Raw genomic sequence first — 21,275 nt, 5'->3', positions numbered from 1 at the left:
TTTGGCGCTAAGGCAGCGAGAAAGCCATATATTTATCGCCTGACTTGGTATTCAACTTCCCGCCTCCGCAGGCTATGACGAGGAATTGTTTGCCGTTCACTGAATAGGTGCTGGCTGATGCGTAACCTGCGGCGGGTAATGTGGCGGTCCAAAGGATTTTTCCGGTTTCTTTATCAAATGCCCGGATCTTTTCGTCGCGGCTGGCGGCGATGAAGATCAGGCCGCTTGACGTAACGAGCGGGCCGCCATAATTGTCTGTGCCGGTAGGTGGGATTCCTTTATCTGTCAGTGCTTTGTATTCACCTAGTGGCACTTGCCAGCGTCGTTGACCAGTGTTCAGATCCACGGCAGTAAGCGTTCCCCACGGCGGCTGGCTTACAGGATAACCATTTTTGTCGTACCAGCGATTATAACCGGTGTTATGGTAAGGTACTTGGCCGGTGTTGGTGCTGACGATCTTTTGATCCGTGTTTTTATTAAGCAAAAAATCAATGATCAGATTTTTCTCTGCATCGGAAATGTGGGAAAACGACGGCATCATTCCCTTTCCTTTTTGCAGAATGGCTGTGATCTGATCTTTGGTCAAACGTTTTTCCACGTTCACAAGCGAAGGATAAGAACCGTCATGATTCCCGGTTTTATCGGCTCCATGACAGGCGGCGCAATTCAATTGATATAATTTGCTGCCATTAACAGCCTGATCGCTCAGCACTTCCTTTTTCTTTAGTGTAGTGTAAACCGGAATTTCTTTCGCGGGAATGTACATCACGCCATCTTGATCCGTCGCGGCCCCGCCCCATTGCGCACCGCCATCTGTTCCGGGATAAAAAATGGTCATATCACCTGTGATGGGAATGTATGCTGTTCCAAATCGTGCTTTTTTCAGTAACCCTTTAAGTGAGTCCCGGTCAGCTACAAATGAGTTGAAGTCTTTTTCGCCAAAAGTCTGACGGGTGAATGGGAGCGGCAATGTGGGAATCGGCTGTGTTTTGCTTGGTTGTTCACCTTCCATCGCATCCATTTGAAAAGCTGTTTCTTTAATAGGAAACAGTGGTTTGCCAGTTATCCGGTCAAAAACGAAAATATAGCCTTGTTTCGTGATCTGCACGACGGCATCCACATGCTTGCCGCCGATGTTAAGCGTTACCAAATTCGGCGGGCATGGCGGGTCGCGGTCCCAGATGTCGTGGTGAACGAGTTGATAATGCCAGAGCCGTTTGCCGGTTGCGGCATCTAATGCAATAAGGCAATTTGCGAAAAGATTATCACCTGGCCTGTTGCCGCCCCAAAAATCAAAAGCCGCAGATCCGGTCGGAATGTAGACGATTCCGCGTTTGCGGTCAATCGCCATACCGGCCCAGGCGTTGGCACCGCCAAATTTCTGCCTCGCTGGCTGCGCTAGCCAGGTGTTGTAGCCAAATTCTCCTTTGTCAGGAATGGTGTGAAATGTCCAAACTATCTTTCCTGTAACCGTATCATACGCCCTTACATCACCCAAAAGCGCAGTTTCATTCTCGGCAACCCTGCCTCCAACAATGATCAGGTTTTTAAAAATCGTGTTAGGCGTGTTGGAAGAAATGAAATCATCGGATCCAGGTCTTTCAATGCCGGTTTTTAGATTTATTTTCCCGTGATCACCAAAAGAATCAATGGGTTTGCCTGTGGTCGCATCTAACGCATATAGCCAGTTTGAAGCGCCGAAAAAAATGCGTTTGCTTTGATTGTCAGACCAGTAAGTCACACCCCGGCTCAATGTTCCTGCCACGTCCGGCAAATTGCTCTTCCAGATTTCCTTTCCCGTCGCTGCGTCAACTGCAAATGCCTGAATGGATGCCGACACGCCATAAAGAATGCCATTGATAATGATCGGGTTACATTGCATCTGGCTGCGATTTCGCGCTGTGTCTGCTCCACCGGAGCCATATGTCCACGCAACTTTCAGCTGAGCAACATTGTCTTTGTTGATCTGATTAAGGGCTGAAAAGTGGCTTCTTTCGCCGTTTCCGTTATATTCCGGCCAATCCGCATCATTTAACAACGGTGCAAGCACAAAACTGGTAACCACCAGGAAAATCAGCGATAGCAGGATGAGACGTTTCATAATGACAGGATGCATTTCATGGTCATGCTTCCAGCCAAAGTTCTTTCGCTCTCTTCAAATCGCGCCTCATTGCGTCAAAAACAACTTTTTTGTCAACCGTAATTTTGTCGGCTCCCTGATCCGCACCACCAAGCGGATATTCCAGATGAAGGCAGATCGGAACGTCTACTTTATTGTCTTTCAGTAATTTGAAGTATGTTTTGAAATCCACCATGCCTTCTCCCAGCGGAACGCTTTTTGGCCCCCATTTACCATTTGTTTTTTCCCACATAAAATCCTTCAACACAATGGTCTTAATGCTCGGCCTGATCAGGTTAAAGCCGGTTTGCCATGAAAGCCCGCCTTCCAATGTGGCATGCCGGATGTCATATTGTGCTCCCATGCTTTTGGGATCTGCCTTTTGTAATATTTGCCAGATCTCAAACATGCTCGCGCCCACAAGCCTTCCCGCATGGTTTTGATAACAGCCGGTTAATCCCAATTGATTATTAAGCTGTCCTAATCCAGCCATTTTATCCTTATACTGGTCCAGAAGCTGCGGAATCGTTTGCTGCTCATTGTATTTATACCAATTCATGCGGTAATATTTGAAACCAAGTTTGGAAGCTGTTTCCAGTAATTTCTTATCGACCGGATTAGCGGCATCTTCCACCGCCGTACAGAACATTAATGGTGTAAAACCAGCCTTTTTCATCGCTTCCGCTGCTTTGGGTAGGTCAGTTTCCACATTTTCAGGCAGTACATGACCTTTTGGACGCACGGTAAGGTCAATGCCGTCGAAACCGAGCTCCTTGGCAGCATCTGCCATATCCGCGTAATTCAGGAAGTGCAGGTGTTTGGAAAAAATGTTGATTTTAGGGACGTCAGCCATTTTAGTGGCGTTTGACGCGAAAGCATTGTCTGCGAGTATAGGGGCAATTGCACCAGCCAATGCGCTATTGATGAGAAAATCGCGTCGGGATATGTTTTGGGACATGCGGTTAGGATTTAATTTTCAAATGAAAACTCAATGTTCATAAGTTTCAGAAAGTGGTTTTTTACTAAATCACAAGCAATTTTCTGTGTTTCGTATTTTCATAGAGTATTTTCCATCGATTAAAATCGACGGGAATTATTGAAAAACTCGCCGTTGATTCCAATCAACGGAATTAAAAAATTGATAGATAAGATTTGCCATTGATTCCAATCAATGGAATCAATTAGTAGAAATATTTTCTTTTTTCTTTTGAAATATCAGAACTCAACTTCTAACTAATATGGAAATCAATACTTTGAATCGCAGGGATTTTCTGAAAGCAGGCGCGGTGATATCATCATTCATGATCGTTCCGAGGCATGTTTTAGGGAAAGGTTATCTGGCGCCGAGCGATAAAATTGCGTTAGGCTTCATAGGCTGCGGTCGCCAGAGCGGCGGTTTGCGCAACCGGTTTCTGGACACGATGGAAACGCAGATTGTGGCTGCTTCCGACGTGTATGCGGTGAAAAGAGAGAGTTTTGTGACGAATGTCAATAAATGGTATGCTGAAAAGGCAACCCAAAGTAATTATAAATCAGCCGTCGGGATCGAGGATTTTCGGGAATTACTTTCCCGTAAGGACATTGATGCCGTGATCATTGCTGCGCCGGACCATTGGCATGCTTCCATGGCTGTACGTGCGGCTGAGGCAGGAAAAGATATTTATTGCGAAAAACCCCTTTCATTGACTGTAAAAGAAGGCCGCGCCATGGTGGACGCAACGCGAAAACACAACCGCGTCTTCCAAACCGGCAGCATGCAGCGGTCATCCAAAGAACTTACCCAGGCAGCGCAGCTGGTGCGAAGCGGCGCTATTGGAACGGTTAAGCAGGTTTTTGTGAATGTTGGCGGACCACCGAAAGCATGGGATTTGAAAGAAGAAACCAAACCAGATGGCTTGAACTGGGATCTGTGGATGGGGCCTAATTCCATGAACAGACCTTACAACAATGAGCTCGCACCGGCTATGAACGCAACTTTCTGGCCCAAATGGCGCGATTACATTGAATTCGGTGGCGGTGGCATGACCGACTGGGGCGCTCATATGTTCGACATTGCGCAATGGGGATTGGGCATGGATGATAGCGGGCCGGTGGAGCTCGTTTATTCGGAACCTACAAAAGGATTGGTTTATAAGTATGCTAATGGCGTTGAAGTGATCCACCGCCCGATGGAAGGCAAGCAACATTGCCATTTTGTGGGATCAGATGGCGAGGTGTTTGTGGCGCGAGGCGAATTACGGACAACACCCGAGACGCTCAAAGACAAACTATTTAATAAAGAAGATTACAAAGTATATGTAAGCGATAACCACTACAAAGACTTTTTGAATGCCATACGCACCAGAAAGCCGCCGATCTGCGATGTGGAAGTAGGGCATAGGACGGCTTCCATCTGCAATCTTGGGAATATCGCGTACCGCCTGCAGCGTTCATTGCTATGGAATCCAAAAAAGGAAGAGTTTAAAAAAGATAAGGAAGCAAACCAGCTTCTGGGACGCGACATGAAGGCGGAGTGGAAGGTTTAACACAACAGTCCATCAATTAATGTCACGAGTTTTTCCAAAATGTGTATTTTTGTAACATGTTTGGAGAGTCTGCCGTTATGCGTTTTAGTGAATTAGAAGAACTGGAAGCAGTCTCTGCTGATCTGCTGCACATGGGCAAGGACATTCCTGTATGGTTATTCGAAGGCCATATGGGTGCAGGCAAAACAACCCTCATTAAAGACCTCTGCAAGAAACTGGGCGTTCGCTCACACGTTCAAAGCCCTACATTTTCATTGGTCAATGAATATGACGCCGGCGACAAAGTAGTCTATCATTTTGATTTTTACAGGATCAAGGACGAAACTGAAGCGCTGGATATGGGCGTTGAGGAATATTTTGATTCAGGCCATTTTTGCTTTGTCGAATGGCCAGGAAAAATTGAATCCTTATGGCCATTGAATTATCTGCTGATCCATATGCAAGCGGATGAAAGTGGCATGAGAATATTAGAAGCAACCAAGGTATAGAGGTCATAATCAATTCGTTTTACTTTCATTTTTTTCAATGGCACAACCTCAGATTACCGGTTTTGAAGAGCTTGCCAAGCAGTCCGCTTTGTATCCGCAGGAATCCCTGATGGCCGTCCGGAAGGATCAGAACTCGTTGCATATTGGCTTGCCCCGCGAAGTTTCGTTGCAGGAAAACCGGATCGCTCTTACACCCGACGCAGTAAAAATCCTCGTTCGCAACGGACATGAAGTTTGGGTTGAAAAGGATGCAGGAAAAGGCGGAAACCTGTCTGATCATGAATACAGCGAAGCCGGTGCGGTGATTGTGCAAAGTGCGAAGGAAGTATATCAGGCCAACGTGATCCTGAAAGTAGAGCCTTTGGTCGAAGAAGAATTTCGCTATATCAAAGCGGGCACGACATTGATCTCTGCGATGAATTTGCCAGCGCTTGAAAAAAAATACTTTGAGAAACTGAATGAGCTGAAAATAACCGGAATAGGTTACGAACTCATTGAAGATAAAGTAGGAGGGAAGCCAATTATCCGTGCTATGGGTGAGATCGCCGGAAGCACCGTTTTGCTGATCGCGGCGGAATATTTATCAACGCCTAATGGAGGACGCGGCATCATTCTGGGCGGCATAACAGGCGTTCCACCCACAAAAATCGTGATCCTGGGAGCGGGAACGGTCGCCGAATATGCAACGCGCGCTGCAATCAGCGTTGGGGCGGATATCAAGGTTTTCGACAAGCACATATATAGGTTACAACGATTAAAATACGCAATAGGCCAAAACCTTTACACTTCAATCATTGATTCGGATACATTAGCGGAGGCCATAGCAAGGGCCGATGTCGTCATTGGCACCATGCGTGCTGAAAATGGCATCAGTCCGTTGGTTGTTACCAAAGAAATGGTCTCGCAAATGAAGCCCGGCTCGGTCATTATCGACGTCAGCATTGACCAGGGCGGCTCTTTCGAAACGTCCCGCATGACCACGCACAAGCACCCGACATTTAAATTCAACGATGTGATCCATTATTGTGTGCCCAACATTCCTTCGCGGGTGGCGCACACGGCCAGCACGGCGCTTAGCAATGTATTTTTGCCGTTTTTATTGCAAACAGGCACCATTGGCGGCATCGAGGAAATGATTTATGCCAATCGTTGGTTTATGAAAGGAGTGTACTGTCATAAAGGAACGCTGACCAACTCGCATATTGCCAGAAGTTTTAATATGCGCTATAAGGATTTAACATTGTTGCTGGCGGCGCGGATGTAAGGCGGCAGCCGCGTTTTTAATTTAAAATAATCATGATCAATAATAGTAACGAAAATGCCCTGATGGATGACGCCAACTCGCCCGAGTTGAACCAAAAGTTGATGGGTTATATATCGCAGGATTTTGTCAAAGTTTCCGACCAGCTCAAAGAGGCATCATACCAGATCCGCAAACGCGGATTTTCTGACTATCCAATTTTTGTTGTAACCAATAATGAACTGGAATTGGGCGCATTGCTGATTGATAGAACCGAGTTAGCCAACAACTACGCATACCGCGCGAGTTTTATGCAGGAGTTTGTCGACAGGAAGCTGATTGGAGAGGAGTCTGTTTTAATGTTCACGGAGAATTATAAAAATGCGGATGAATTTTGCTGCCTGTTTGCATTGATCGGCGATTTTTCGGGTTTTGTTTTTGTGCCGTATCCGGAGGACTAACATGCCACCAAAATGCTGAAAACCGATTAATAAACATTCGGAACGGTTGCGAATTAGGTTAGAAGGGTTGTAAGGTTTTCTTTCTAGTTTTAGTGATTAATTAATTGATATTCAGCTAAACGTCCCTCTTTATGCAATCAAACTTACCATTGGAAAAGGAATTAGAGCCAATTTTTTTACAAAAATTCCCTCCGTTTTCAGAAGCAGTAAAAGAATTTTTGGTTCAGTACGGGCCTTATTTTATGCTCGTATTATCCATTATCGGGATCTTCGGATTACTTACAGCATTAGGCATTGGCGGCGCAGCATTAGGGTTAGGCGCAGTGTCAACAGGCATTGGCTTTAATTTTTACCTGGGCATTGCCCTTGGCGTAATCACTCTTATAATGTATGTGCTCGCGTTTTCGCCGTTGCGTGCCCGCAAACGCCAGGGCTGGAACCTGCTTTACTATGCGTTACTGATCGGTTTGGTTAGTAATTTGATCCAGCTGAGCATTCTGGGCGCTTTGATCAGTGGCGTCATCGGATTTTGGGTTTTATTTCAGATCCGCGAAAAATATATCTGAGTATCTTTTCTAAAACTATCAGAATTGAAGCGTGCGGTGATCCGCCCGCTTTTTTTATTTTACCATTGATCCGGCAATTTTAGGCGCTCATACTGTAACTTTAATCCGGTGGCTGATTACTTTGCATTTTTGGCTGTAAAGCATGCAGCCAATGTCACAGACGGTTTCCATAAATATGAATATTATAGAAGTACGGAATGTTACCAAGGAGTATTCCAATCACGTTGCGCTGGACGATGTCAGTATCAACATTCCAAAAGGATGTATTTTTGGCTTACTCGGGCCCAATGGCGCGGGAAAAACGTCACTGATCCGGATCATTAACCAGATCACAGGGCCTGACAAAGGGGAAATTTTGTTCGACGGACAGCATTTAAATCAAAGCCACATTTCGCGCATCGGTTATTTGCCTGAGGAGCGGGGGCTTTATAAAAAAATGAAAGTCGGGGAGCAACTGCTTTACCTGGCCCAGCTGAAAGGGCTGTCGCAAAAACAGGCGATGGACAAATTGAAAACCTGGTTTATCAAATTTGACATTAAGACCTGGTGGGACAAGAGCGTTTCAGATCTCTCAAAAGGAATGCAGCAAAAAGTGCAGTTTGTCTCCACGGTGCTCCACGAACCCGATCTGATCATTCTCGATGAGCCTTTTTCAGGTTTTGACCCGATTAATGCAAATTTGATCCGTGATGAGATTTTGGAATTGAAACAAAAAGGCAGCACAATCATTTTTTCAACGCACAGGATGGAGACTGTGGAAGAGCTTTGCGATAACATTGCTTTAATTCACAAAGCCAAAAAGGTGCTCGACGGGCCCAAAAAGCTCATTAAAGAACAATTCAAAACCCACACTTATTTCGTTGAATACAAGGGCGATCTGAGTGAATTAGAGAATGTTTACGCGCTTACACCTGAAAAAGAACTGGATAACGGGTTCAGGCGCACCAACATTCATTTGGGAGAAAATGCAAGTCCCAATGATTTGCTGCGCGATTTGCTTCCAAAAGCAGAGATCCGGTCGTTCGGGGAAAACATTCCAAGCATGAGCGACATATTTATGCGTTCTGTCAACGAAGTCCCCGAAGCATAGTTTCAAGCCGTTCCTACATCTAAATCTTCCCACAATGCGCAATATATTTTTGGTAATCAGAAGAGAATATCTGGTAAGGGTCAAGAAAAAGTCATTTCTTATCATGACATTGCTCGGCCCGCTATTGTTCGTCGCTTTTTACGCTACGGTTTTTTGGGTTGCCCTGGGTTCTGTCGATACAAAAACGGTTCAGGTGCTGGATGAGAGCGGTTTATTCAGAAATGAATTCAAAGACAGTGAAACATTGAAATTCGCTTATCTGGATTCTTCAATTGATTCTGCAAAGGCCAAATTCAAAAGCAGCGAGGCAAATGCATTGGTTTACATTCCAAAAAACGTCATCAAAGAGCCTAAAAGCGTGCGGATATATGCTGCCAAAAACGTGAGTATGGATCTCAAATCTGAGATTGAAAAGGTAATTGAGAAAGAAATTGAAGACATCAAACTTGGAGAAGCCGGTATAACGCACAAAATTCTGGAAGATTCACGCGTTAATGTCAATTCCGAAACCATCAGCCTCAGTGAAGAAGGTGAAAAAACCAGCAGTTCCGGCGCAGCAACAGTGATCGGCGGCATTTGCGCATTCCTTATTTACATGTCGGTTTTCATTTACGGCACGCAGGTCATGCGCGGCATAACGGAAGAGAAAACGAGTCGCATCGTGGAAGTGATCATTTCGTCCGTAAAGCCATTTCACTTGATGTTAGGGAAAATTATTGGCGTAGCGTTGGTCGGACTGACGCAATTTGTGCTTTGGATTTTGCTTACCACTGCCTTAACGAGCGCCACTTCGGTGGTTTTAAACAATAAAATGTCTGAGCAATCTCCGGAGGTCGCGTTGGAAATGCAGAAAATGCAAAATGGCATGCCTGCTTCTAATATGCCGGGCGGTAATGTCGAAAACCCCGTTGCAGAGGTTTTGGGTGCCGTTAGTAGTCTTAACCTTCCATTGATCCTGGGTTGCTTTTTATTCTATTATCTTGGCGGTTACCTGCTTTATAGTGCGCTTTTTGGAGCAGTTGGCGCTGCGGTGGACAACGATGCCGACACCCAGCAATTCATGCTGCCCATCACATTACCCATTATTTTCTCCTTTGTTTTCGCTCAGTTTGTCCTCCGCGATCCCGACGGAACATTGGCTTTCTGGACTTCTATCATTCCTTTCACGTCACCGATCATTATGATGGTTCGGATTCCGTTCGGCGTTCCGGCGTGGGAAATTGCGCTTTCTATGTTCCTCCTTGTGCTTGGTTTTATGGGCACAACGTGGCTTGCAGCCCGGATTTACCGTGTCGGAATTCTAATGTATGGCAAAAAAGTTAGTTACAAAGAGCTGGCCAAATGGATCTTTTACAAGTGAAAGCGTTTTGGCTTCTTAACACTTTTTAAGAGAAGGAAAATCTTGGTGTTGTGGTAATTTTGCTAATTTTGGCCGACCATTGATAAAACTGCTCATTGAGAGTCACCATCTTTGCGCATTGTGCATATAACATTTTAAATTTACCGTCTATCAAATGACCCGTTTCAACCGTTCCAACAACCTTACGGGTTGGATTGTTTTCGCAATTGCATTAATCACATATACGCTTACAGTCGAACGAACTGCCAGTTTTTGGGATTGCGGAGAATTCATTGCTTGTGCTTTCAAATTACAGGTGCCACACCCTCCGGGAGCACCTTTTTTCCTGTTAATAGGGCGTATCTTCTCGCTTTTGGCATTCGGCGACCTCAGCAATGTAGCATATTGGATCAACATGGTTTCCGTGCTGAGCAGTGCTTTTACAATCCTCTTTTTGTTCTGGACCATTACGTTGCTTGCACGTAAGCTTATCGCAAAAGCGGATGCGGACCTTACATCAGGTGACATTATACTATTAATGGGCGCTGGAATTGTTGGTTCTCTTGCTTACACGTGGTCCGATTCATTCTGGTTTTCGGCTGTCGAAGCAGAGGTTTACGGAATGTCGTCATTCTTCACGGCAATCGTGATCTGGGCCGTTTTCAAATGGGAGCGCGTCGACGATCCTGCTGCTGAAAACCGCTGGCTGATCTTCATCGCTTATCTGGTTGGACTTTCAATAGGCGTCCATTTGCTGAATTTGGTAACAATTCCGGCATTGGCATTGGTTTATTATTTCAAAAAATATCCCAAAGTCAGCGTTTTTGGAGGCATTTTGGCATTTGTTGGCGGGCTTGTTATCCTGGCTATTATCAACTCCGGCATCATTCCGGGCTTGCCAAGTGTTGCGGGCAAATTCGAGATTTTCTTCGTTAACTCACTCGGACTTCCTTATAAATCCGGTGTAATATTTTTCATCATCATATTCATTGGCGCCATCATCTGGGGAATCCGTTATTCTCACAAAAAAGCCAATGTGCTGCTGAATACAGGCCTTCTTTCCCTGGCTTTTGTTTTGATCGGTTATGCAAGTTATCTCATGGTGCTTGTTCGTGCCGAATACAATCCGCCGATCAACGAAAACAATCCGAATGATGTTCTAAGCTTCGTTTCTTATCTGAAAAGAGAGCAATATGGCAGTCGTCCTTTGCTTTACGGACCATCATTTGTTTCTCGTCCGGTAAGTCAGAAACGCGGTGCGCCTATGTATCGCAAGCAGGATGGGAAATACGCAATTTACGACTATCGTCCTGAGTATGAGTACGAACCGGGAAGCAGCATGCTGTTGCCCCGTATGTATAGCACGCAGTCGGGTCACCCGCAGCTTTACCAGCAAATGACCGGTTTAGCGGAAGGCCAGAAACCAACCATGGGGAACAACCTGTCATTCATGTTCTCCTATCAGATCGGACACATGTATTGGCGCTATTTCCTCTGGAACTTTGTAGGGCGTGAGAGTGACGAGGAAGGGGCTGGAAACATGCTTCCTTGGGATGCCGGTAAGAAATATCCTGCGCCAATTGCCAATAACAAAGCGCATGACAACTATTTCATGCTGCCATTTATTTTGGGATTACTGGGAGTGGTGGTTGTTTATTTCAGACAAAAACGCGATCTGCTCGTCCTGGGACTATTATTTATTCTAACCGGCGTAGCACTCGTAGTTTACCTGAACTCGCCGCCGACAGAACCTCGTGAGCGGGATTACATTTACGTAGGATCATTCTATATTTTCTGTATCTGGATTGGGTTTGGGGTTATTTCTGTGGCTGATGCACTGAGCAGATTCATGAAAAGTGCTACCACAAGAGCAGGAGCAGCCACTGCGGTTTGTTTGGTTGTGCCTGTTATTATGGGCGTAAAAGGCTGGGATAACCACAACCGCGACAATAGATTTCACTCTGTTGATTTTGCCAAAAACCTTTTGAATTCCTGCGCGCCGAATGCAATTCTGTTCACCGGCGGTGATAATGATACATTCCCTTTATGGTATGTTCAGGAAGTGGAAGGTTTCCGTACTGACGTCCGCGTTTGTAACCTCAGCTTGCTAGGAACCGACTGGTATATCGACCAGATGAAACGCAAAACTTATTTGTCCGAAGCACTTCCGATTTCTTTGGATAAAAACAATTACGCTTTTGGTAAGAACGACATTGTTCCTTTCTACGAAATTCCTAGCGTAAAAGCAGGAATCAACCTGAAAGAATATCTTGGATTGGTAAAACAAGAAAACAAAGCCATTCAAGTGCCGCTAACGAGTGGTGATATGACTTCTATCTTGCCATCTTCGGTTCTTTTCCTTCCGGTGAACGCTGAGGCGGTGAAGAAAATGAACATTATCAAAAGCGATCTGATCCCGTTTGTAAGTGATTCCATTAGCTGGACGATTGGTAAAGGTGATTTGTACAAATCAGACCTGATCATGCTGGATATCATTGCTACAAATGACTGGGCCAGACCGATTTACTTCTCATCCACATTAGGCGGATCGAGCTATCTGAACCTGAAAGAGTACATGCAGCTGGAAGGATACGCTTACCGCCTGCTTCCGGTGAAAGTGCCAGGTGCAAGCGATGGTTATGTGAACACAGATGTAATGTATAACAACCTGATGAACAAGATGTTCTGGCGCGAGCTTGACAATCCGAACACCTATTATGATAACACATATCTGGGTTCACCGGTTGCCACGGCACGCATCGCATTCCTTCGTTTAACGGGCCAGCTCATTGCAGACGGGAAGAAGGATGAAGCCAAAAAAGCAATTGAAAAATCATTGGCAACAATGCCGGACAAGAGCATTCCATACGATCAGTTCTCAGCAAACTTTATCGGGCCATTATTTGATCTGGGAGAGACTAAAAAGGCATTGGAAATCGCAGAAACAATGGCAACCCGCGCAGACGAAGTGTTAACCTGGGCCAAAGACAACGGCACCACAAAACGCCGCGACAGCAATGTATATCTCTACATCATGCAAATCATCGTCCAGGAATGCCGCGAAGCCAAACAAGAAGCCATAGCAAAGAAGTACGAGGCCATTTTCCAGAAGCATCTGGCAGCGTTTAACATGTACGGCGGACAGTAGAGCGAAAGGGGCGTCGTCGGACGAGGTAACGCCCCTTCGACTACGCTCGGGTGACAGAGGAGAATGCTTTGTCACCCTGAGCGTAGTCGAAGGGCTACCACGACGCTACCGGCGAGCAGGACGCCAACATCAATCCAATCTTACCTTCACCCAAACCAGCCGGTGATCTGAGCTAGACTCTCTTTTCTCAACCAATTCAGCCAGCGGCTCGCCTTTCGCGGGCCAGAAAACGCCGCTGTCCATAACCTTTAACCCCGCTCTTGACGGCAACACGTAGTCTGCGCGCATGCGCCATACGGCCGTGTGGTTTTTGGCAAATGGGTTGCTGCTGGAATGTTCCGGGCCGCCTTTGCTGGCTGGTGCTGCGTCATTGTTAACTTTTGCGTGGGCTAGCAGCGATTTTATTCCTGCGCCGATGGCGTTTCCCTCGTCGGGCGATGCATTTTGATCTCCAAGTATAACGAAGCTTGCATTAGATGCCAATGCACCGCGTTTTCCTTTATCGTCGTAAATGTAAGCGCCTTCCTCGCCGCTGATGTAATCTTTCCAGAAACGTATTTCGTCGTGGTTGCGTTTGCCATTCCGGTCCTCAGCACCGTCGAAGCTGGGCGGAGTTGGGTGACTCGCAAGGAAATGGATTGTTTTTGCTCCAAATTTGATCGGAATGTCCCAGTGTGATTTGGAAGAAAGCGGAAATTGCTGCCAGGCTTCGGGCACATACCAGTCGCTGTTATCAGGTTTTTTCGTCTGCAAAGCACTCGGCATATCCTTCCATTTGAAATGCTGGAACGTACGGACCTGCTGGGTGTCTATCGGATATTTTGATAATAACACCATTCCATACTGACCAGGATAAAGGCCGAAACCCCAGGCATCCGCTCCAAACTGGTCCGCTTTGCCATTGTTGTCCAGATCGTACGGGCTTGGTTGCCCGGTGTTGGAAGTGGAATAGTAGTAATAAGGGTAATCAATAGCCTTTTGGTCATCCGAATCAACATTTAAATAAGCCTTAACAAATTGCAAGACACCTTGTTTCGGATCGGCGATATAGTCAAATTCATTTAGTAAAATAACGTCCGGCCGCACCGTTCTAATGATTCGTGCGATGTTCTTAATCTGTGGATTCGAGCCGCTGGCGAGCTCTTTGATGAGCACTTGTTCGGAAATGTCTTTGGTGCCTTTTGGAACGTAGTTTTCAGCTTCCATGCTGACATTGTAGGTCGCGAAAGTAAGTTCGGAAGGATTATTTGTTTGGGCAAACAGCATTCGGGAGAGTAACAGGGCAGTGGATAATAATATCGTTCTCATTGGTAATCAGTTGTGTTGAACCGTGTTGGGCTTGTAATTTAATAGATTAAGGTTCAAAATAAACAAGCCGCCTCATTGCTGAAACGGCCTGATCATTATTTAATGATTTATTAAAGGATCTCAGTGGAAGAAATCCTTCATTTTATCAAAGAAACCCTTTTCGTTCTTGCCCGGCTTCGGCTGGAAGTTGGGTGAGTGACGAAGCGATTCCAATGTTTCGCGCTCATCAGAAGAAAGCTGCTGCGGCGTCCAAACATTAATGTGCACCAGCTGATCACCTTTTCCGTAACCATTCAGATCTTTAATTCCTTTGCCTTTCAGGCGTAGAATTTTGCCAGCCTGCGTGCCTTGTTCAATATTGATCCTGGCTTTCCCATCAATGGTCGGTATTTCCACCGAAGTTCCTAATGTAGCATCAATGAAGCTCAGGTGCATGTCGAAAACGACATTGTTGCCGTCTCTCTTCAAATGTGCATCTTCTTCCTCCTCGATCACAATCAGTAAGTCACCCGCCACGCCCCCGCGCGTTGGGACATTTCCTTTTCCAGACATAGACAACTGCATTCCTTCTGCCACACCGCCCGGAATGTTCAATGTGATCAAATCATCCTGTAACAAACGTCCTTCTCCGGCGCAAGAATCGCAGCGTTCGCTGATGATCTTGCCATCGCCGTTACAAGTAGGGCAAGTGCTTGTTGAAACCATCTGGCCAAGCATCGTGCTGACCACTTTCCGAACCTGGCCTGTTCCGTTACATGAATTACAGTTTGTTAATGACGTTCCGTTTTTCGCGCCATTGCCGCCGCAAGTGTTGCAGGTAACGTGTCTTTTAACTTTTATTTTTTTCTCAACGCCGTTGGCAACTTCTTCGAGGTTCAACTTAAGCTTGATCCGCAGATCCGAACCTTTGCGAACCCGGCGTCCACCTCCGCCGCCACCGCGGCCAAAAATGTCACCAAATGGGCTGCTATCCCCGAAAATATCGCCGAATTGAGAGAAGATGTCGTCCATCGAGAATCCGCCGCCGCTGAAACCGCCCGCACCGGCACCCGCGCCTCCTACACCTGCATGACCAAACTGGTCATAACGTGCACGTTTGTTTTCATCGCTAAGAATGCTGTATGCTTCCGCAGCTTCTTTGAATTTGTCTTCTGCAGTAGGATCGTCTGGGTTTTTATCCGGGTGAAACTTAATTGCCAGCTTGCGGTAAGCCTTCTTAATGTCATCTGCGGCAGCGCCGCGGTCTACGCCAAGAACTTCGTAGTAATCTCTTTTCTTTGCCATTTTTTGTTGCTGAAATTAAGCTCCTACGATCACTTTCGCGTAACGTATCACTTTGTCGTTAAGAAAATACCCTTTTTCGATCTCATCGATCACTTTTCCTTTGAGATCTTCCGAGGGAGCAGGGAACTGCGCAATCGATTCGTGAAGCTCTGCATCAAATGTTTCACCCTTTGAAACCATTGGTTTTAACCCTTTGGTTTCCAGTGTTTTAAAAAGTTTAGTGTATATCAAATCCACGCCCTCTTTCAAAGCGTCGATTTCGGTTGTTGATTCAAATGAAACTTTTGCGCGCTCGAAGTCGTCCACGATTGGCAGAATTGCTTTCACCATATCGGCACTTGCACCGGAAATCATTTCCAGTTTCTCCTTCGCAGTGCGTCTGCGGAAGTTCTCAAAATCAGCGTAAAGACGAATATATTTATCCTTTAACTCTGCAACTTCGATCCGAGCTTCTTCAATAGGATCTTTTTCAACCGGCGCCTCATTATGGATCTCCTGGCCTGCATTGTCCAAAGGCACTGTATTTGTTCCGATCGTTTCGTCGTTGTCTAACTTGTCAGCTTCCACTGGCGCTTGTTCCTCGTTCATTTCGTAATTTTTGTCTTGATCTATGTTGGATTCGTTGTTTTCAGGCATAATTCTTAATGATATTGTGACGTTTTGATCAACCTTTTCTAACCTAAATTATTTTGCCACGCCTAAAATACTGACAAGATGGCATTTTACAATCAATTCGTAACTTTGTATCATGACGACAGAAGATCTTGTAAGGCAGCAGCGGAGTCAGTTTATCAAAGCCAGGGCATTGGAAAATGGCTTTGACTTCTGCGGCATTTCCAAAGCAGATTTTCTCGAGGCAGAAGCGCCCCGCCTCGAAAACTGGTTGAACAAGAACCACCACGGGGCAATGGGCTACATGGCCAACCATTTCGACAAAAGGCTTGATCCGCGAAAACTCGTGGACGGCGCCAAAAGTGTCATTTCTGTACTCCTTAACTATTATCCCGAAGAAAAGCTGCCGGAAGGACCAGATGATCTTAAATTATCCAAATACGCTTACGGAACTGACTATCATTACGTTTTGAAAGAAAAACTGGGCGCGCTTTTACAAGCCATTCAGGAAGAGATAGGCGAGGTGAGTGGTCGGATATTCGTGGACTCCGCGCCTGTTATGGACAAGGTTTGGGCAGCAAAAAGTGGCCTGGGCTGGGTAGGGAAGCATTCCAACCTGCTCAACCGCGACATGGGGAGCTTTTTTTTCATTGGAGAAATCATTTGCGACCTGGACCTTGCTTATGACGGCGCTGTGCAGGATTATTGCGGCACCTGCACACGCTGTCTCGATGCTTGTCCGACAGATGCCATAACAGAACCATTTGTGGTGGATGGCAGCAAATGCATCAGTTATTATACCATTGAATTGAAGGAAGCGATTCCGCAAGAAGCTCAGGGTAAGTTCGATAACTGGATTTTCGGCTGCGACATCTGCCAGGATGTGTGTCCCTGGAACCGTTTTTCCAAGCCTCATACAACCAAAGAATTCACATTGCCTGAAAGTCTGGCAGGCTTCACAAATAACGATTGGCAGGAAATAACAGAAGAAGTTTTCCGCGAACTTTTCCGCCGTTCACCCATCAAAAGGACCAAATTTGACGGTTTAAAGCGCAATATCGAATTTGTTCGATCCTCCAAATAAAAAAACACAACTAATTCTGAAACATCTTATATTTGAAATCGGGAGCCCTGTCCTCGGACGTCCCGCCCCGGGAATTCCCGCCGATGACTGAACAAAACACTCGCGAAATGAGAAAACAATCTGTCAATCTTTGGGCCGTGCTTGTATGTGTGGTGTTAGGTCAAATCATACCAGCCTTGTGGTATACCATTTTTTCGGAACGCTGGATGGCTTTGAACGGCTTTACAATGGAACAGATCAAAGCAGAAACCAGTCCGGTTCCCTATCTTGCCAGCATTGTTTCCTCTTCTCTTATGGCATATACTTTGGCGTGGGTGTTTACCAAAATCCCCGTCAGGTCGCTACTTTCAGGTTTGCTAACGGGTTCGCTTTTCGGAGTGGTTTTCGTGCTTTTTGAAATCATTGTAAAAGATATGTTTTCCCTGCGTCCGCTGCTGCTCTCTTTCATTGATGGCGGTGTGAGTGTGCTCGTGTACGCAATAACGGGAGCTATTCTGGGAGCGTGGCGTAAGTATGACTAGTTACCTCGTGTTAAGCGCATAATACATCTTGCAATAATACTAGTTCTGTGCGAATTGTTACGACCGGTGACGCTTGCCCGAGCTTCCTGCTCTTTTTATTTTCCAACATTTTTTCCCTTCCGGTTTCTGCGTTTCATAAATTTTCAGAAACCGCCTCTGTAACGTTGTGTTTCGAGCACGCAAAAAAATCACGACGATTTTAATAAATGTAGGTTAGACAAATAATATTTCTTTCTAAGCCAATATCATCACTTTTAACACTTGGCATATCCAAATTGACGGAATATTAGTTTAGTGCAATTAAAATTTGCCAAATAAATTGCTTGTGTTCTTTATTAATTATAAATTTCATGAAAATTCAATAAACCCAAAGCTCAACCTATGAAAAGAGGTCTACAATGCCTGCTGCTCACGCTACTGGTGACAGCACTTTTTAATTCCGTATCAATGGCCCAGGACCGGCAGCTTACCGGTAAGGTCAACGATGAGAACGGAGCAGGAATACCCGGCGCAAACATCCTCATCAAGGGCACAACCCGAGGAACCAACACAGATGCTGAGGGGAGTTTCACAATCACAATGGGGTCGACAGGGACGCTTATCATCTCGTCCGTTGGCTATACATCTAAAGAAGTGGATGTTACATCTTCGGTTTCCAACATTAATGTAGGCCTGGAACCCGATGTGCGCAACCTTGGCGAAGTGGTTGTAACAGCCCTGGGGATCTCAAAGGAGCAAAAAACACTGAGTTATGCGACCCAAATGATCAATACGGACAACTTTTCGAAAGCACGTGAGCTCAATGTTGCCAACTCGCTTTCCGGACGCGTTGCCGGTTTGGACATCGTGCGTTCGTCTTCCGGTGTGGGTGGTTCCAGTCGCGTGGTTTTGCGTGGTGACCGTTCTATCACGGGAAACAACCAGGCTTTGATCGTTGTGGATGGCGTTCCTATTGATAACTCCAATTTCAGCCCGGGCAACGCAAACGGTGGCCGCGACGCCAGCGATGGTCTTTCCAGCATTAACCCGGACGACATTGAATCCATCAACGTATTGAGAGGAGCGTCCGCAACAGCACTATACGGAAGCCGAGCTGCCAATGGCGCCCTTTTGATCACAACAAAAAAAGGAGCGGTAAGAAAAGGCATTGGTGTAAATATCAGCAGCACTTATCAAGCTGAGAACGCAATGGAGCTTCAAAACTTTCAGAACGTTTACGGACAAGGTGTTGAAGGTAAATTTTTCCCGAACAGCGAATTTAGTTGGGGCCCAAAAATGGATGGACAGCAAGTGGCTGCCTGGGGACCCGATCCTGAAAATAAGGGAAAAACGTATGCATATTCGCCTAACCCAAATTCCTATAAGGATTTTTATTCTACCGGAACTTCATTTGCCAACTCGGTTGCTTTAACTGCTGGTACGGATAAGGTGCAGACTTACTTTTCTTATACCAATACCAACGCGAGAGGCATCGTTTCCAATAACAAGCTGAGCCGTCACAATTTTAATCTTCGCCTTTCGAGTCAAATCAACAGCAAATTGTCATTTGATGGCAAGATTACTTATTTGAGCGAAAAAATTGATAACAGACAAACAACCGGTGAAGCATTTGCCAACTTACAGCGGCACATTCTGCGTTTGCCTAGAAGCATTTCTTTGGATCAGGCAAAGGATTTCGAATACATCGATCCATCAACTGGTCAGTTGAAGCAAAATTACTGGAACCCTGGATCTAATGGTGGTCAAAACCCTTACTGGATCAAGAATCGTGTGCTGGCAGTCGATAACAGAGATCGGATTTACGGCTTTACATCCCTTAGCTACAAGGCAACCTCCTGGTTTACATTAATGGGCCGCGCCGGTTATGACAAGTATATCGATAAATTCGAAGGTAAATGGTATACCAACACCTATACAATCGCCGATTTTGGAGATTATCAAACTCGATTCAGAGACAATGCAGAGCTAAACCTCGATTTGTTCGGATTGGTTAGCAAGCAGTTTGGGGAAGACTTTAAATTAGAGGCAACCATCGGTGGTAACATTCTTCAGAGAGATTATGTAAATCATGAGACGCTGAACAATGGGTTGAACCGCGAGAATTTGTTCGTAACTACCAATTCAAGGAACTCGGTTACAAACAGAACGATCACGCAGACACGTAAACAAGGTGTGTTTGCCTCCGCTGACCTGATTTGGAAAGACGCTTTGACCCTATCAGCATCTGCAAGAAATGACTGGTCCTCAACACTCCCAAAGGAAAATCAATCCTACTTCTTTCCTTCTGTGGGCGCTGCTGCAGTGCTAACTAGTCTTTTCCAATTGCCTGAAGTTATTTCCTTTGCAAAAATCAGGGGAAGTTATGCACTTACAGGAAACGACGCCCGTCCTTATCTGCTGGCCCAGACATATTCTTATGTAGCGGGTGGTGCAAACGGCTACATTATACGGGACAACATCAAGCCATTTCCAGATTTGAAACCAGAGATCACAACGGCCCAGGAAATTGGTTTGGAACTTAAATTGCTTAAAAACAGGATTGGATTCGATCTGACCTTATACAATAGTAATTCCAAGAACCAATTGTTCGAACTTGCATTGCCACCCGCATCGGGCTGGACGACCCAGTATATCAATGCTGGAAATGTGCAGAACAAAGGGATAGAGCTTACGATGAATCTGGTTCCGGTGAAACTGGACAATTTCAGCTGGAATATTGACCTGAACTACGCAAGAAACGTAAATAAGGTAATCAAGCTGTCCGACGAATTGAAAATCCTTCCTTTAACAAGCGATTTCATGAACTTCATGAGAGCAGAGGAAGGCAAAGCGCTGGGACAAATTTACAGCCGCGGCTTCAATCGTGACGATCAGGGACGCATCATTGTAGGGCCTAATGGAATCCCCACTGTAACCTCAGGAACAACTGTTCCGCTTGGAACTTCCCGCCCTGACTGGACAGGTGGTATTACTAACAGATTTTCTTACAAAGGCTTCAACCTGAGCTTCCTGATCAGCGGAAGAATCGGGGGCGTAGTGACTTCGTTTACCAATGCAGTGATCTACGCCGATGGTGTTACGGAAGAAACGCTTGCAGGCCGTGACGGCATGGTGGTAGAAGGCGTTCAGGCAGACGGAAGTCCAAACACGGTTTCAACAACTGCCGAAGCTTACTGGAAATTTGTAGGTGGACGTAACACGCCGATCGGGGAAGCATTTACTTACAGTGCTTCCAACATCAGATTAAGGGAATTGACGCTGGGTTACAGCTTGCCGCAAAGTGTGATCGGAAGGTCGCCTTTCCAGGCAGTATCGCTGTCGCTGGTTGGTCGTAACCTGTTCTTCCTGATGAATAAGGCAAAAGGTTTCGATCCTGAGCTGGTTGCCGGCTCGGCTAACACAACTGTTGGTCTTGAGTCATTCTCAATGCCTCCTACACGCACAGTTGGTGTGAGTCTTAACTTGTCATTTTAATTGTAAATCCTGAGAC

Annotated in this window: 16 protein-coding genes; 11 read left to right on the top strand and 5 right to left on the bottom strand. The window is 45.8% G+C overall.

Going from position 1 to position 21,275, the window contains the following annotated elements; translation table 11 throughout:
* Positions 1 to 7 precede the first annotated feature (7 nt).
* Complete coding sequence (locus B5X68_RS04755) at positions 8 to 2,101, bottom strand: pyrroloquinoline quinone-dependent dehydrogenase (RefSeq protein WP_082213481.1); 2,094 nt, start codon at positions 2,099 to 2,101, stop codon at positions 8 to 10.
* Between the two features lie 22 nt (positions 2,102 to 2,123).
* Positions 2,124 to 3,077 carry a sugar phosphate isomerase/epimerase family protein gene (locus tag B5X68_RS04750; RefSeq protein WP_082213480.1) on the bottom strand — a complete coding sequence of 318 codons (954 nt, stop codon included), beginning with the start codon at positions 3,075 to 3,077 and terminating at the stop codon, positions 2,124 to 2,126.
* A gap of 280 nt (positions 3,078 to 3,357) precedes the next feature.
* Between B5X68_RS04750 and B5X68_RS04745 the strand changes: the two genes are divergently transcribed.
* The 8 genes from B5X68_RS04745 (at position 3,358) to B5X68_RS04710 (ending at position 12,976) form a co-directional block, all read left to right on the top strand.
* Positions 3,358 to 4,644 carry a Gfo/Idh/MocA family protein gene (locus tag B5X68_RS04745; protein WP_082213479.1) on the top strand — a complete coding sequence of 429 codons (1,287 nt, stop codon included), beginning with the start codon at positions 3,358 to 3,360 and terminating at the stop codon, positions 4,642 to 4,644.
* Positions 4,645 to 4,700: 56 nt separating this feature from the next.
* Positions 4,701 to 5,132, top strand: coding sequence for a tRNA (adenosine(37)-N6)-threonylcarbamoyltransferase complex ATPase subunit type 1 TsaE (gene tsaE / locus B5X68_RS04740; protein ID WP_082213478.1), 432 nt, complete (start codon positions 4,701 to 4,703; stop codon positions 5,130 to 5,132).
* A gap of 37 nt (positions 5,133 to 5,169) precedes the next feature.
* Positions 5,170 to 6,396 carry an alanine dehydrogenase gene (locus B5X68_RS04735; RefSeq protein WP_082213477.1) on the top strand — a complete coding sequence of 409 codons (1,227 nt, stop codon included), beginning with the start codon at positions 5,170 to 5,172 and terminating at the stop codon, positions 6,394 to 6,396.
* Positions 6,397 to 6,428: 32 nt separating this feature from the next.
* A complete protein-coding gene (locus B5X68_RS04730; RefSeq protein WP_082213476.1) occupies positions 6,429 to 6,833 on the top strand; it encodes a hypothetical protein in 405 nt (134 codons plus the stop codon).
* Positions 6,834 to 6,964: 131 nt separating this feature from the next.
* The gene (locus tag B5X68_RS04725; RefSeq protein ID WP_082213475.1) at positions 6,965 to 7,399 is read left to right on the top strand and encodes a hypothetical protein; all 435 of its coding nucleotides are present in this window, start codon (positions 6,965 to 6,967) and stop codon (positions 7,397 to 7,399) included.
* A 175-nt stretch (positions 7,400 to 7,574) separates the two neighbouring features.
* On the top strand, positions 7,575 to 8,489 hold the full coding sequence (locus B5X68_RS04720) for an ABC transporter ATP-binding protein (RefSeq protein ID WP_082214001.1): 915 nt from the start codon (positions 7,575 to 7,577) through the stop codon (positions 8,487 to 8,489).
* A gap of 34 nt (positions 8,490 to 8,523) precedes the next feature.
* Positions 8,524 to 9,849, top strand: coding sequence for an ABC transporter permease (locus B5X68_RS04715; RefSeq protein WP_082213474.1), 1,326 nt, complete (start codon positions 8,524 to 8,526; stop codon positions 9,847 to 9,849).
* A 154-nt stretch (positions 9,850 to 10,003) separates the two neighbouring features.
* Complete coding sequence (locus B5X68_RS04710) at positions 10,004 to 12,976, top strand: glycosyltransferase family 117 protein (RefSeq protein WP_082213473.1); 2,973 nt, start codon at positions 10,004 to 10,006, stop codon at positions 12,974 to 12,976.
* 129 nt (positions 12,977 to 13,105) lie between these two features.
* Here the strand turns inward: B5X68_RS04710 and B5X68_RS04705 are convergent, their stop codons facing one another.
* The 3 genes from B5X68_RS04705 to B5X68_RS04695 form a co-directional block, all read right to left on the bottom strand.
* A complete protein-coding gene (locus B5X68_RS04705; protein ID WP_082213472.1) occupies positions 13,106 to 14,284 on the bottom strand; it encodes an endonuclease/exonuclease/phosphatase family protein in 1,179 nt (392 codons plus the stop codon).
* 120 nt (positions 14,285 to 14,404) lie between these two features.
* The gene (gene dnaJ, locus B5X68_RS04700; protein WP_082213471.1) at positions 14,405 to 15,568 is read right to left on the bottom strand and encodes a molecular chaperone DnaJ; all 1,164 of its coding nucleotides are present in this window, start codon (positions 15,566 to 15,568) and stop codon (positions 14,405 to 14,407) included.
* A 15-nt stretch (positions 15,569 to 15,583) separates the two neighbouring features.
* Positions 15,584 to 16,204: a nucleotide exchange factor GrpE gene (locus B5X68_RS04695; RefSeq protein ID WP_082213470.1), complete on the bottom strand. Its 621-nt coding sequence runs from the start codon at positions 16,202 to 16,204 to the stop codon at positions 15,584 to 15,586.
* Between the two features lie 112 nt (positions 16,205 to 16,316).
* Between B5X68_RS04695 and queG the strand changes: the two genes are divergently transcribed.
* From queG to B5X68_RS04680, 3 genes are all read left to right on the top strand, one after another.
* Positions 16,317 to 17,264, top strand: a complete 948-nt coding sequence (queG, locus tag B5X68_RS04690) for a tRNA epoxyqueuosine(34) reductase QueG (RefSeq protein ID WP_082213469.1) — start codon at positions 16,317 to 16,319, stop codon at positions 17,262 to 17,264.
* Positions 17,265 to 17,371: 107 nt separating this feature from the next.
* Positions 17,372 to 17,785 carry a DUF1761 domain-containing protein gene (locus B5X68_RS04685; RefSeq protein WP_170916581.1) on the top strand — a complete coding sequence of 138 codons (414 nt, stop codon included), beginning with the start codon at positions 17,372 to 17,374 and terminating at the stop codon, positions 17,783 to 17,785.
* A gap of 381 nt (positions 17,786 to 18,166) precedes the next feature.
* The gene (locus tag B5X68_RS04680; RefSeq protein WP_082213467.1) at positions 18,167 to 21,259 is read left to right on the top strand and encodes a SusC/RagA family TonB-linked outer membrane protein; all 3,093 of its coding nucleotides are present in this window, start codon (positions 18,167 to 18,169) and stop codon (positions 21,257 to 21,259) included.
* Positions 21,260 to 21,275: the final 16 nt, after the last annotated feature.

This window comes from Dyadobacter psychrophilus, assembly GCF_900167945.1.
Classification (GTDB): Bacteria; Bacteroidota; Bacteroidia; order Cytophagales; family Spirosomataceae; genus Dyadobacter; species Dyadobacter psychrophilus.
Note: the sequence above shows the minus strand (reverse complement) of the source record. Positions and strands in the feature narration are given on the sequence as shown.